This window comes from Candidatus Thiodictyon syntrophicum, assembly GCF_002813775.1.
Classification (GTDB): Bacteria; Pseudomonadota; Gammaproteobacteria; order Chromatiales; family Chromatiaceae; genus Thiodictyon; species Thiodictyon syntrophicum.
The window spans coordinates 2730045-2743805 of record NZ_CP020370.1 but is presented as its reverse complement, the minus strand read 5'-3'; the positions used below and the strand labels follow the sequence as shown (position 1 = coordinate 2743805).

Sequence of the window (13761 nt, the reverse complement as noted above, 5' to 3'; positions counted from 1 at the left end):
CTTCGCGTTGTCGTTAGCAAAAAATCAATCGCCCGGCACCACCGCCTTGAGCGCCTCCAGCCGCGCCGCGGCCGCGGGAACGCCCAGCGCGGCGGCCTTCTCGTACCAGTCCCGCGCCTTGTCCGCCCGGGGCTTGGTGAAGGGTGAGGTACCGGGCGTCCAGTGCAGCGGGTCGTAGAGCTCGCCGTAGGCGAAGGCGGCCGGGCCGTCGCCCTGGCCGGCCAGGGCGCGCACCAGGAAAAAGTAGGGGTCCAGACGCCCGGCCGCGCGCAGGTCTTGGGCCAGGGGCCAGAGGAGCGCCGCGGGAGGGGCGGCCCCGCCGCCGATCAGGGCCTCCACCAGGGCGAAGGCCTCCGCGGGCCGTCCGGCGGCCCGTAACGATTCGGCCAGGGCCAGGAAGGCGTCCGCCGGGAGCGCCGTCCGCGCGCCGGCCGGGGCGTCCGCGTTGGCGGCGATCAGGGCCCGGGCGGCGCTCAAGGCCTGGTCGTCACGGCCGCCCTGCACCAGGGCCGCGAGGTCCCCGGCCGGGGGCGGGCCGGGTTCCGGGGGACCGGGCTGCGGCTGAGGCTGCGACTGGGGCGTCTCCGGGATGGTCGTCGTCGCGGGTACCGGGGGCCTGGGCGGCACCGTCTCCAGGGGCCGCAGCACAGCATAGAGCCCCCACCCGGCGGCGAGCGCCAGCACAGCGCCCAGGCCGCCCCGGAGCAGCGTCGCTCGCGGCACGGTCCCCTGCCCAGGCGGCTTGCTCTGGGCTGCGGCGCTCGCGCCGCGCGCGGGCGCGGCAACCGCCTGGGTCGCCGCCGGCCAGCGCCGCAGGAGTTCGTCCAGGCTCGCGGGCCGGCGTGCCGGGTCGGGCTCCAGCATGGCACTGAGCCAGGGCCGCAGGGCGGGCGGGAGTTCGGTCAGGTCCGGCACCGCCTCGCGGGCGCGAAGGGCGGCCGCGAAGCTGTCGCCCATGTCCAGGGGGCGCCCGCGGGCGGCGGCGGCCAGGATCAGCCCCAGGCTGTAGATGTCGGAGCGTGCGTCCACCTCCCCGCCGAACATGCCGAACTGTTCCGGCGCGGCGAAGCGGAGCTTGCCGGCGAACGAGGCGCCGATGATGGTCTCCTGGGTCGGGTCGGTGAGCTTGCTCAGTCCGAAGTCGATGAGCTTGGCGCTGTCCACCCGCTCGCCCGGCAGGATCACGTTGTCCGGTGAGATGTCGCGGTGGATGGCCCCCTGGCGATGGGCCTGCGCGAGCCCCGCGGCGAGCCGATCGCGCAGCGCCAGGACCTGGTCCGCCGGGAGCGGCCCCCGGCGCAGGCGCTGCGCCAGCGAGGGCCCCTCCACGAACTCCATGACCAGATAGTCCCGCCCGTCGGCGTCGCGCACGAAGCCGTCGTAGCTCACCACCGCGTCGTGACGCACCCCGCGCAGGACCTTCGCCTCCCGGTAGAAGAGATCCATGACCTGGTGGTTGGCGGCCATGGCGGGGCGGATCACCTTGACCGCGTGCAGGGTCGCGAGCCCGGCGTGGCGCACCAGATAGACCTCGCCCATGCCGCCGCCGCCCAGCAGCCGCTCGACCCGATAGGTATTGACCAGCAGGGTGCCGGGCGGGATGCCGTGCAGCGGGGGCGCTCCCGCGGTGTCGGCCGCGGCGGGGTCGGCCACGCCGGCCTGGACGGTGGTCGCGTCCGCCGCCGCGCCCGGCCCGGTCGGGGCCGCGGGACCCACCCGGGTCGCCGCCGCGGGATCCACCGCGCCGCCGGTCAGTCTGGTCGGATCACTGTTCATCTGCCCCTTTGCTCCCACAGCGGGTTCCGCCGCGGCGTGCGGGCGGAACAATGGACCGGACCGGGACCTCGGGTGTCCCAGGCGTCGCGGCGGGGGGCCTTGCGGCCCGACCCGACCCGGGCATTGTAGCGGGCCGCCCCGCCCCGGGGGCCGCTCGTCGGCGGTCAGACGAGGCGCCGGGTGCGATCAGAACTGATGTGGCGAGCGAGATCCCGGGTACGCTGTCGTTGTCGTTGTCGTGGTCGTAATCGAATAATCCGACCACGATGACGACAACGACAACGCTGCCGAGCGGCACCGGCCAATCCCGACCTTGACCTCGGTTATACTCAAGGACCTCTTCGCCAACGCTGCAGGGCACGACATGGCGTACCGCATCACCATCGCGCGCTGGCGCGGCGCCGCCCCGGCCGCCCCGACCACCCTGGCCATCGCCGGGGGGGGCTGCACCATCGGCCGCAACCCGGACAACGACCTGTCACTGAGCGACTCGGAGCGGGTCATCTCCGGCCGCCACGCACACCTGGCGCTGCGCGACGACGCCCTGTGGGTGACCGACCTGAGCACCAACGGGACCTTCCTCAATCAGAGTACGGAGCGGCTGCCGGCCCATCAACCGGTGCGCCTGGCGGCCGGGGACACCCTGTCCGTGGGTCCCTACGACCTGGTGATTGAGGCCGACGACGGGCGGGCCGGCGCCGCGGCCGCCGTCCACGCCGATCCATTCGAGCCCCCGGCCCCCCAGGGTCCGCCCGGAGGCCCGGGCCGCGGGGCCTCACCGGACATCCTGGACCTGCTCGAGGCGGGTAACCCGACGGATCCCACCGACCCGACCGCCCCCAGCCTGGCGCCGGTAGCCCCCCGGTGCGAGCGGGCGGCGGCACCGGACCCCTTCGCCGACGCCCTGGCCCTGGACCCCTTCCTCGCTGGTGCCGCCGCGCCCGCCGCGGCGGCCCTGGCGACGCCCCCGCCCACCCCGCTGGAGCGCGTCCACCTGCGCCCACCGGAGATCGGGCCGGCAGTGGCTGGACCGGCGCCGGGCGGCCCGGCGGTGCCGGACGACTATGACCTGCTCGCCGACGCCCTGGGCGGTCCGGTCGCCGAGCCCGGCGCGGCGGCGCCCCCCGGCCGGCCCCGCACCGACCCCTTCGCAGCCTTTGCGGAGCAAGACTTTGGCGCACCAGGCCCGTTCAGCTCCCTGCCGCCCATGGCCGACCCCTTCGCGGCCGGTGCGGCAGCACCGGCGGGGCCTGAGTTGGCGCCGCCGCCCCTCGCGCCCTGGTCGGCGCCGACGCCGGCCCGCCCGCTGTCGCCGCCGACCGCGCCCACCGACCCCTCGCCAGCCCCGGCCGCAGGCACCGCGCCGGACCCGGTCCCACTGCCGACCCCGCAGGCCCCGCCCGACGCCAGGCCCGGTACGTCGCCGGGCGCCGCGGCGGACACCGGACTCGCCGCCTTCCTCGCCGGCCTCGGGACCGGCGACGCCCGGACGATCGCGGACCCCAACCGGTTCCTGCACGACGCCGGCCGCCTGCTGCGGGCGCTGGCCCAGGGCCTCACCACCACCATGCAGTCGCGGGCCCAGTTCAAGAACGAGCTGCGCCTGGGGGTCACCACCATCCGCGCCGCGGACAACAACCCATTCAAGTTCTCGGTCGACGTGGACGAGGCCCTGGAGCGGCTGCTGTTGCGCCCCGGCGGCGGCTTTCTCGGCGCGCCGGAGGCGGCCCGGGGGGCCTTCGAGGACGTCCAGGCCCACGAGATGGCCATGATTGCGGGGCTGCGGGCCGCCCTGCGGGCACTGTTGGCGCGCTTCGAGCCGGCCGCGTTGGAGCGCTGCCTGGGCGCCGCGTCGGGACTCGACAAGCTCCTGCCCATGGCCCGCCGGTCACGCTATTGGGAGCTGTTCACCGAGGTCTACGACCAGGTCGCCGCCGACGCCGCGGAGGACTTCATGGAACTGTTCGGCGACGCCTTCACCCGTGCCTACGAGGATCAGATCCAGCGCCTGATCCAGGCGCGGCGGCAGACCCCGGCGGCACCCGGCCGCGGGCGCGATCAAAACTGATGTGGGTCGGCCTGATCCTCGATCGTAGATGGGCGAAGCGCGGCCTGCCCACCCTACGGCATCACTGCCGGCAAGTTAGGCGCCGCAGCCCAAGCGCCTGGAGTCCAAGGCTTCAGCCTTGGAGCGCGCCAAGGCTGAAGCCTTGGACTCCAGGCAGAGGCGACGCCGTCGGCGGGTGCGCCTTGACTTGATGGCAGTGACCCTACGGCGTTCGCGCGACCACATCAGTCTGGATCGCACCCGCCGGCCCCCGCGGCGCACGAGGCGGAACAAAAATTGCCAAGCCCGCGGGCCGATCCTTGATAATCTCTGAAAACCAAGACGCGCGAGGGCGAGGGCATGAACGGATCCGGACCTGGACCACGGGCGCACCGCGCCCCGATGGCCGCGGCCGTGCTGGCCGCACTGCTCGGCTGCGCCGGCAAACCGCCGCCCGCGCCGCCCAGCCCGGCGGCGGACCAGCCGCCGCCGCAACTGCGCATCACGGTCAGCGCCGCCGCCGACGCCAACCGGGACCAGACGGGGCGGGGCCTGCCGATCGTGGTGCGGCTCTATGAACTGAAGGCCGCGGGCGACTTCGCCGCCGCCGACTTCTTCCGCCTCTATGAGCAGGAGACCGCCGCCTTGGGCGCCACGCTGATCGCCCGCGAGGAGGTCACGCTGGCCCCGGGCCAGCGGCGGCTCACGGTGCTGCCCTTGAGCCCCGCGGCCACCCACCTGGGCGTGCTGGGCGCCTTCAGCGACATCGACCGGGCCGGTTGGCGCGCCCTGCAAGCCCTCGAACCCGGCCGGGACAACAGCGTTGAGGTCGAGGTCGGGGCGGCCGCGATCAGTGCCCGCCGACACTAAGGGAAGGTTCACCGATAGGTTAAACAAGTCCATCAGGCAATGTCTAAGGTGAATTTCGGATGACTTCGTACCCGCACAACAAACCGGAGGCCGAGGCTTCAGCCGGATGCGGCGCCGCTTCCCGCCGCTGGCGGGACGGGGCATGCGCCCCGTCCCGAACGTTTAAGGAGGCTCGGCAAGTCGCATCGTTGGCACGTTGGGGGATGGCGCCAAAACGTTCCGGACGGGGCGAATGCCCCGTCCGGCCCTGGAGTTTGACTTGTTCTTGACTCGTTACTAAAGGCGATCCCCCCATGGCCCTCGACAATCGCGTCCTCTGGTCGGAGGGGCTGTTTCTGCAGCCCCACCACTTCCAGCAACACGACCGCTATCTGGAGCACCTGGTGGAGTCCCAGGCGGGGCTCGGCTGTCCCTATCCCTGGGGTCTGTCCCGGCTCACCATCGACCGTGACCTGCTGGCGCAGGGCCGTCTGGCCCTCACCCAGTGCGCCGGCCGGCTGCCCGACGGCACCCCCTTCGAGGCCCCGGCCAGCGACCCCCTGCCAACCCCCCTGCTGCTCGACCCCGAGTCCGCCGGCCAGACCATCTACCTGGCCCTGCCGCTGCGCCGCCCGGGGGCCCCGCAGAGCGGCGCCCCCGCGGCCCCGGACACCATGCTGCGCTACCGGGCCGGGGACCTGACGGTGCGCGACAACGCCTTGGGCGCCGACACCGAGACCCTGCTGGAGGTGGGCCGGCTCGATCTGCGGCTGCTGCGTGAGCGCGACGCGCGCGACGGCTTCGCCTGTTGCGGGGTCGCCCGGGTCCTGGAGCGGCGCGCCGACCTGCTGGTGCAGCTCGCCGACACCTATATCCCCCCCTGCCTGGACGTGCAGGCCGCGGCGCGCCTGGCCGGCTTCCTGGAGGAGGTCACCGGGCTCCTGCACCGGCAGGCCGAGGCGCGGGCCGGGCGGGTCCGGGGGGCGGGCCGCGGCGGGGTCTCGGACTGGGCCGATTTTCTGATGCTGCAACTGATCAACCGCAGTGAGCCGGTGTCCATCCACCTGGGCCGCATCCAGGGGCTGCACCCGGAGCCCCTCTACCGCTTCCTGCTTGCGCTGGCCGGGGAACTGGCCACCTATGCCGGCGACACCAAACGCCCGCCGGACTTCCCCCCCTATCGCCACGACGACCTGGACGCGACCTTCACCCCGGTCATGGAGCGCCTGCGCGACTATCTGAGCCGGGAATTGGTCGAGCGGGCCATCCAGATCCCCATCCAGGAGCGCCAGTACGGGTTCCGGGTCGCCCTGGTCGCGGACCGCTCACTGCTCACCGGGGCGCGCTTCGTGCTCGCGGTCCACGCGGACATGGACTCCCAGGCCCTGCGCAACCGCTTCCCGGCCCAGTCCAAGATCGGCCCCATCGAGCGCATCACCGAGTTCGTCAAACTGGCCCTGCCGGGGATCGGCCTGCGGCCCCTGCCCACGGCCCCGCTGGAGATCCCCTATCACGCCGGTTGCGACTATTTTGAATTGGACCGCAGCAGCGAGTTCTGGGCGGCGGCGGCGGCCGGGGGCGGTCTCGGCCTGCACGTCGGGGGCGAGTTCCCGGGCCTGGAACTGGCCCTGTGGGCGATCCGGGAGTAAGGCTTGACCAACGACGACCCCTTTTTCGACCCCGCGGACGCCGGCGCGACCGTCATCCGGCCGAACCCCGGCGGGCGCCGGCCGACCGGGGCGCCCCCTGGTCCCGGCCAGGGCTTCACGCCGCTCCCCAACCCGCCGGCCGCGCCCTGGCCGCCGGCCCCCGCGGCGGGCAACCGGGCGCCGCTGCCCATCCCGGCGGACAACTCCGACAACCCGCTGGTGGCCTGTGCGAGCGACCTGCTCACCGTCGCCGGGGAGCTGCGCGGCAGCGCCTCCCACCGGGACCCCGAGGGCCTGCGCGAGCGCCTGGTGGGACAGATACGCGCATTCGAGGCCTGTGCCCGGGGGCGGGGTCTGGCCGACACCCTGGTCCTGCCCGCGCGCTATGTCCTGTGCGCCCTCCTCGACGAGTCGGTGCTGGACACGCCCTGGGGCAGCCAGAGCATCTGGAGCAAGCAGGGCCTGCTGGTCAGCTTCCATAACGAGACCTGGGGCGGGGAGAAGTTCTTCGACGCACTCGAGCGCCTGCTCGCCTACCCGGCAGGCAACCTGCACCTGCTGGAGCTGATGTACCTGTGCCTGGCCCAGGGGTTCGAGGGCCGCTACCGGGTGCGCGAGGGCGGTCGCGACCAGCTCGAACGGGTGCGCGCCAACCTCTATCAGTGCATCCGCACCCAGCGCGGCGAGCCGGAACCCGAGCTCTCGCCGCACTGGCGGGGGGTGGCGCCCCAGCATGACCCATTGCTCGCGCAGGTGCCCCTGTGGGTCCTGTCCGCGGTCGCCGCGCTCCTGCTGCTGGGGCTCTTCGCCGCCTATACCTTTGCACTCAGCCGGGACTCGGACCCGGTCTATCTGTCCCTGGCCGGCCTGGACCGGGGCCTGCCGGCCCCCACGGACCGGCCGCGCCCGGCCCCGCCGCCGCCCGAACCGGACACGGCCACCCTGGGCACCCTGCTGGGCGACGACCTCGCGGCCGGTCGCGTCGCGGTCGTCAATGGGCCCCAGGGACAAACGCTCATCATCCGCGGCGAAGCGCTCTTCGCGTCGGCCCAGGCGCAACTGCTCCCGGGGGTCGCGCCCCTGATCGAGCGCATCGGGGCGGCCCTGACCCAGGTGCCGGGACCGGTGCTGGTGACCGGTCACAGCGACAGCGCCCCCATCAAGTCACTGCGCTTCCCCTCCAACTGGCACCTGTCCCAGGCGCGCGCCCAGGAGGTGGCCGGACGGCTCGGGGCCATCACGCGCGACCCCGCCCGCTTCACCGCCGAGGGCCGCGCCGACAGCGAGCCGGCGGTCCCGGAGAACCCGCGCGACGCCCGCAACCGCCGGGTGGAGATCAGCCTGCAGCGGCCCGGACCCCAGCCGAGGGAGGCGCAACCATGAACGCCCTGTCAGGGATTCTCACCGCCCGCTGGTTCCTCAGCCTCCTGGGGACCCTCGCCCTCGCCGCCCTGGTGTGGTTCGTGGGGCCACTGATCGGCTTCGCCGGCACCGAGCCCTTGGGGCCGCAGTCGCGGCGCTGGTGGGTGATCGGCGCCCTCTTCGTCCTCTGGGCCCTGTGGCAGATCGGCGCGGCGCTCGTCGTGCGGCAGCGCAACCGGCGCCTGGTGGAGCAACTGGCGGGCGGGCCGGGCGCGGCGCCGGACCCGGCGGACCGGGCCGCGGCCGAAGAGCTCAAGACCCTGCAGGGGCGCTTCGACGCGGCCCTGGCCCTGCTCAAGGGCTCCGAGGGCCGCAAGGGACTCGGGGGGCATTGGGTCTATCAGCTCCCCTGGTACCTGATCATAGGCCCGCCGGGCTGCGGCAAGACCACGGCGCTCCTCAACTCGGGGCTCAGGTTCCCGCTCGCCGAGCGCCTGGGCCAGGGCCCGGTCGGCGGTGTCGGCGGCACCCGCAACTGCGACTGGTGGTTCACGGACCAGGCCGTGTTGCTCGACACCGCCGGGCGCTACACCACCCAGGACAGCGACGCCCAGGTCGACAGCGCCGCCTGGCTGGGCTTCCTGGCGCTGCTGAAGAAGCACCGCCCGCGCCGGCCCATCAACGCCTTGCTGCTGGGGATCAGCCTCGCGGACCTGCTGCAGTGGTCGCCGGCCGAACGCGCGGCCCACGCCCAGGCGATCCGGGCGCGCGTGCAGGAACTGTACGGCACCCTGCGCCTGCGCCTGCCGATCTATGTGCTGTTCATGAAGGCGGACCTGGTGGCCGGCTTCAGCGAGTTCTTCGCCGATCTTGGCAAGGAGGGCCGGGAGCAGGTCTGGGGTATGACCTTCCCCTTCGACCCCGCCCCGGACGCGGCGCCCGGCCTGGCCGCCTATGGCGCCGAACAGCGCGCCCTGGAGCAGCGGCTCGACCAACACCTGCTGGGGCGGCTGCAGGCGGAGCGCGACCGGCGCCGCCGCGGCCTGGTCTTGCGCTTCCCGCGCCAGTTCGGGGCCCTGGGCGAGACCGTCGACCACTTCCTCAACGACTGCCTGGACGCCACCCGTTTCGAGTCGCGCCCCCTGGTGCGCGGGGTCTATTTCACCAGCGGCACCCAGACCGGCACCCCGATCGACCGGGTGCTCGCGGCCATCGCCGCCAACTTCGGGCTGGGCCGCCAGGGCCTGGACGCCTTCCAGGGCACCGCCAAGAGCTTCTTCGTCACCCGCCTGCTGCGCGAGGTCGTGTTCCCGGAGGCCCCGCTGGCCGGGCTCGACCCGCGCCTGGAGCGTCGCCGCCGCCTGCTGAAATGGGGCGCCTATGCCGGTGTGGCCCTGCTCACGGTCAGCGCCGCCGCCGCCTGGACCCTGAGTTATCTCGGCAACCGCGCCTACATCACGGCGGTCGCCGGCCAGGTCAGTACGATCCAGACCCAGATCGACTCACTCAAGGGCGTGGGGGGGGCGACCGGGCGCGACCTGCTCGCGGTGCTGCCGGTGCTCAACGCCGCCCGGCAGATCCCCGGGGGCTATGCGGACCGCGACGCGGGCACCCCGCTCAGCATGGAACTGGGGCTCGACCAGGTGGAAAAGCTCGGCCCCCAAGCGCAGCGCGCCTACCAGCGTCTGTTGCACAAGACCCTGCTGCCGGCCATCACCCTGCAACTGGAGGAGCAGGTCCGCCGCGCGCTGGCCGACCCGGCCCGCCTGTACGAGGCGCTGCGTCTCTACCTGATGCTGGACGATGCGCAACATGCTGACCCGGCGGTGCTGCAGGCAGCGATCGAACGCGACTGGGCGCAACGCCTGCCGCGCGAGACCACGACCGAGCAGCGCGCCGAGCTTGCCCGCCACCTGAGCGCCTTGCTGGCCGCCAACCTCAGCCCGCTGCCGCTGGCCCTGGACGCGGACCTGATCCGCCAGGCGCGCGAGGTCCTGACCGGGACCCGCCTCGCGCCCCGGATCTATGGCCAGTTGGAGGGCTCCGAGGCCGCTGCCGGGTTGTCGGACTTCACCCTCGCCCGGGCCGGCGGACCCCTGACCATGAAGGTACTGGCAAGGCGCAGCGGCAAGCCCATCAATCAGGGCATTCCCGCCCTCTATACCTATGACGGCTATCACCAGCGGTTCGACGCGGCGGTCACCGCGCTGATCGCCGCCGCCGCGCTGGAGAGCTGGGTCCTGGGTCCGCAGGGGCGCATCATCCCCGGCACCCCGCAGGCCGCGGCCCTGGCCGCGGAGGTCCGGGACCTGTATCTGCGCGACTATGTCACACGCTGGGACGCGCTGCTGACGGACCTGTCCCTGATCCCGCCGCGGGACCTGCAGGGCGCCGCGCAGAGCGCCGAGGTCCTGGCCAACCCGGCCGATTCACCCCTGCGCCGGTTGCTCATCGCCGCCGCGCGTGAGACCGCACTCGACCGTCCGCCCGGTCCGGCCGAGGGCGGCGCGGGCGGCCTCGCGGCGGGCGTGGCCGGGACCGCGGCCGGGGCCCTGGCCGACCGGGCGGTGAACAGCGTCGGCGGCGTGGCCGGGGTCGCGGCCGCCGACCTGCGCCGGCGTGTTGGGGAGCAGGCCGGTGCGGCGTCGGCGCCGGAGGCCGCGGTCACCCGCCATTTCGCCTGGCTGCAGGGTCTGGTGGACACCGCCGGGGGCAACGCCGCCCCGCTCGACAAGACGCTCGAAACCGTCGGTCAGCTCGGCCTGCACCTGAGCGCGGTGGACGCCGCCGCGACCAGCGGACGCGGCCCCCTGACCCTGGGCACCGGCAAGGAGATCCAGGCCGCCAAACAGGCCGCCGCCGCCCAGCATCCGGTGGTAGCGGGCGTGCTCGGCACCCTGGCCCAGGACAGCGCCACCCTGGTGGCCGGGGGCGCGCGCGTCCAGTTGAACAACCTCTGGACCGCCACGCCCCTGCCCTTCTGCCGGGAGGCGATCCAGGGCCGCTACCCGGTCGAGCCGGGCAGCAGGCGCGACACCACCCTGGCCGACTTCGGCCGACTGTTCGGCCCCGGGGGACTCCTGGACGCCTTCTTCAAGGACCATTTGGCCCCCCTCGTCGACAGTTCCCGCCGCCCCTGGCGCTGGACCAACGCCGACCTGGGCATCCCCACGGCGGTCCTGGCCCAATTTCAGCGCGCCGAGGTGATCCGCGAGGCCTTTTTCGCGGGCGGCGGCAAGACCCCGGCGGTCGAGTTCGAGCTGACCCCCACCAGCCTGGACCGCCTGGCGACCCAATTCACCCTCGACCTGGGCGGTCAGGTCCTCGACTACCGCCAGGGACCACGCAAACCCCAGACGCTCAAATGGCCGGCACCCGAAGGGCTCGGGCGGGCGCGTATCACCTTCACCGGGATCGACGGCAAGACCCCGGGCCAGACCGAGGAGGGCCCCTGGGCCTGGTTCCGGCTCCTGGACCGGGCGCGCCTGCAGGCCACCGCCCAACCGGAACTGTTCCGCCTCGTCTTCACCCTGTCCGGCTTCTCCGCGAGCTTCGACCTGCGCGCGACCAGTGTCCGCAACCCCTTCGATCTCAAAGAACTGCGCGGCTTCAGTTGTCCCGAGCGGCTATAGCGTGCGGTGAGCATCGGCCGTCATGCGACTACATTGACCTGGAACGAGGAGTCATCCACAGATGAACACAGATTATTGACCTGGAAAGAAGAGTTATCCACAGATGAACACAGATGAACACAGATGAATAAAGATAAATACATATTATTCAATCGTTTAAGATTCATTTTGCTTTTCGGAGAATCTGTATTTATCTGTGTTCATCTGTGTTCATCTGTGGATTTTATCTTTACGGTTCGCCCGCCAGCCCCCGCGAGGTAACGACCAGATGACCACCCCGCCCCTCCCCAAGGTACCCGCCCACGACGCCGCCGGGCCCGTGCCGGCGCCCCCGATCGGTGATGGCCGGTCCCTCCTGGCCGCGGCCCGCGATCCGCGGGAGGCGCTGACGCTGGCCTTCGCGGGGGTCATCGGGCGCGCGCTGGACGCCGGTCGGCGACCGCTGATCCGCGGGTTGGCCGAAGCAGACTTTCAGCGGCTCCTGGCCGCCTTCTTCCCGGGGGCGGCGCTGCGCAACGGCGACCCCGGGCAGGCGCCGCCGGACGAGTTCGACGAACTCCTGGAACTGCTGCTGGAGTCTCGCCGCGAGCCGAGCGAGACGCTCACCTGGCTGAGCCACGCCATCGCCGCCGCGGCGATGCGCGACAACCATCTGTGGCAGGACCTGGGGCTGCCGAACCGGCCCCTGCTCTCCCACCTCATGGCGACCTGTTTTCCCGCGCTGGCCGCGCTCAACGTCGGCGACATGAAATGGAAAAAGTTCTTCTATCGCCAACTCTGCGAGCGCGCCGCGGTGCCCATCTGCAAGTCACCCAATTGTGCGGACTGCGTAGACGTTGCGGACTGCTTCGGGCATGGGGAGGACGCTGCGCCTCGGCCCTGAGCCTCACCGTGAAGCTGAATCCGGGAATTTCCGGACTTAGGATCACCGCTCGAAGCGTACCTGTACGTCCCGCGGGGCGGCCAGGTGAGGGGCCGTGGTGACCAGCAGCCGGGCACCGGCGCGGGCATAGTCCTCGGCATTGCGGGCATTGATACCGCCGGCCGCGGCGACCAGGGCCGTGGAGCCGGCGGCGGCGAGCGCGGCCACGACCTCCGCGACCGTCTGCGGCGTACACTTCTCCAGTTGCAGCACGTCCGCCCCGGCCCAGACCAAGGCCTCCTGCAACCCGTGGACCTCCACCACCACCCGCTTCTCCGGACACTGGCCGCGCAGCCGCGCCAGGGTCCGCGCGGGGGGCTCGGCCCCCAGAAACAACCGGTGTTCGGCGAAGACCAGCAGGGTCTCGGAAAGCCCCAGCCGGTGCATCACCGCGCCCCCGGCGCGGAAGCCCTTGGCCGCCAGGGCGCGATTGCCCGGGACATTCTTGCGCGTACCGGCCACCAGAGCCCCTGGGTCACCGCGCCGGGCGGCGGCGACGATGGCGGCGGCGCTGGTCGCGATCCCGGAGCACCATTCGACCAGGGTCTGGGCGGTCTTCCAGCCGCGATGCAGTGCGCCGGCGCTGCCGGTCGCCTCCAGCAGCAGGGTCTCGGTCGGTACTACAGCCCCCGAGGGGACCAGCAGCCGGACCTGGGCCCCGCACAATGCGAAGAGCCGCACCGCCTCCTCGACCCCGCAGACCACCATCGGGTCGCGGGCGAAGAAGCGGATGGTGCCGGGGTGGGCGCTGATCCCGAGCGAATCGGTGGTGAGGTCCCCGAAGGGCGTGTCCTCGGCGAGCAGGCGGTGCAGTTCGTGGTCCGCGAGGACCGGCGGTGTCGATGGGGTCAGGGTGGTATCCTCGGGTCTGAACTGGGGCGGGTGCGCGATCATGGTTCCGGGCAGTTCCCGGACGGAGTCCAAGGCTTCAGCCTTGGATGGGCCGGACCAAGGCTGAAGCCTTGGACTCCGGAAGAGGGCCGTCGGCTGGAGCGGTGGGCAAGGCCGCACCGGTGGCCGCGACCCTGCCCTTGGGTCCGGTCGGCGACAGTATAGCCGTTATGCGCCGGCACCCGATGGTCTGCGCGGTTTGGGCTTGACCATGACCCAGACCATGGCGGGGGCGGCGAGGTGGTCGGTCCGCACAGCGGACCCTACGGCGCTTAACCATGAACCCGGAAAGAGTAGTTCTCTCACAAAGACACAAAGATCACAAGAATTTTCAGAACGATATGTCATTGGAGGCGGTCACCTGGGCGGCCCCGGGCGTCAGGATGGAAGTCGGCGCAACGTCTTCAATGATCCGTTCTTCTTTGTGTCTTTGTGTCTTTGTGAGAGCAATTCCCGGATTTTGGGATAAAAATCGCGCAGCGACGCTGTAGCCCTGCGTCGGACTTCGCACCGCGGCGCCGCGGCGCGGCCGGAGGCCGCTCCCACAAGGGACTTTCATGTTCCGGGGTGACGGACGAGCCTTCATCCAGAAAAGAGTAGTTGTCCACAGATGAACACAGATGAACACAGATT

8 protein-coding genes are annotated in these 13761 nt (G+C 72.1%); 6 read left to right on the top strand and 2 right to left on the bottom strand.

Annotated elements, in window-relative coordinates:
• Positions 1 to 24: 24 nt before the first annotated feature.
• Positions 25 to 1776 carry a serine/threonine-protein kinase gene (locus tag THSYN_RS11515; RefSeq protein WP_100919271.1) on the bottom strand — a complete coding sequence of 584 codons (1752 nt, stop codon included), beginning with the start codon at positions 1774 to 1776 and terminating at the stop codon, positions 25 to 27.
• 313 nt (positions 1777 to 2089) lie between these two features.
• On the opposite strand from THSYN_RS11515, the gene tagH reads away from it, so the two are divergent.
• The 6 genes from tagH (at position 2090) to THSYN_RS11485 (ending at position 12198) form a co-directional block, all read left to right on the top strand.
• Positions 2090 to 3844, top strand: a complete 1755-nt coding sequence (gene tagH, locus THSYN_RS11510) for a type VI secretion system-associated FHA domain protein TagH (RefSeq protein WP_100919270.1) — start codon at positions 2090 to 2092, stop codon at positions 3842 to 3844.
• Positions 3845 to 4183: 339 nt separating this feature from the next.
• Complete coding sequence (gene tssJ, locus THSYN_RS11505) at positions 4184 to 4693, top strand: type VI secretion system lipoprotein TssJ (RefSeq protein ID WP_100919269.1); 510 nt, start codon at positions 4184 to 4186, stop codon at positions 4691 to 4693.
• 293 nt (positions 4694 to 4986) lie between these two features.
• Entirely contained in the window at positions 4987 to 6321 is a 1335-nt protein-coding gene (tssK, locus tag THSYN_RS11500) for a type VI secretion system baseplate subunit TssK (protein ID WP_100919268.1), read from the top strand.
• Positions 6322 to 6324: 3 nt separating this feature from the next.
• On the top strand, positions 6325 to 7704 hold the full coding sequence (gene icmH / locus THSYN_RS11495) for a type IVB secretion system protein IcmH/DotU (protein ID WP_100919267.1): 1380 nt from the start codon (positions 6325 to 6327) through the stop codon (positions 7702 to 7704).
• Positions 7701 to 11315, top strand: a complete 3615-nt coding sequence (gene tssM / locus THSYN_RS11490; RefSeq protein WP_100919266.1) for a type VI secretion system membrane subunit TssM — start codon at positions 7701 to 7703, stop codon at positions 11313 to 11315. Before icmH ends, tssM begins: the two co-directional genes overlap by 4 nt.
• Positions 11316 to 11583: 268 nt before the next feature.
• Entirely contained in the window at positions 11584 to 12198 is a 615-nt protein-coding gene (locus THSYN_RS11485; protein WP_100919265.1) for a nitrogen fixation protein NifQ, read from the top strand.
• Between the two features lie 42 nt (positions 12199 to 12240).
• Here the strand turns inward: THSYN_RS11485 and modD are convergent, their stop codons facing one another.
• On the bottom strand, positions 12241 to 13131 hold the full coding sequence (gene modD / locus THSYN_RS11480; protein ID WP_100922387.1) for a ModD protein: 891 nt from the start codon (positions 13129 to 13131) through the stop codon (positions 12241 to 12243).
• Positions 13132 to 13761 lie beyond the last annotated feature (630 nt).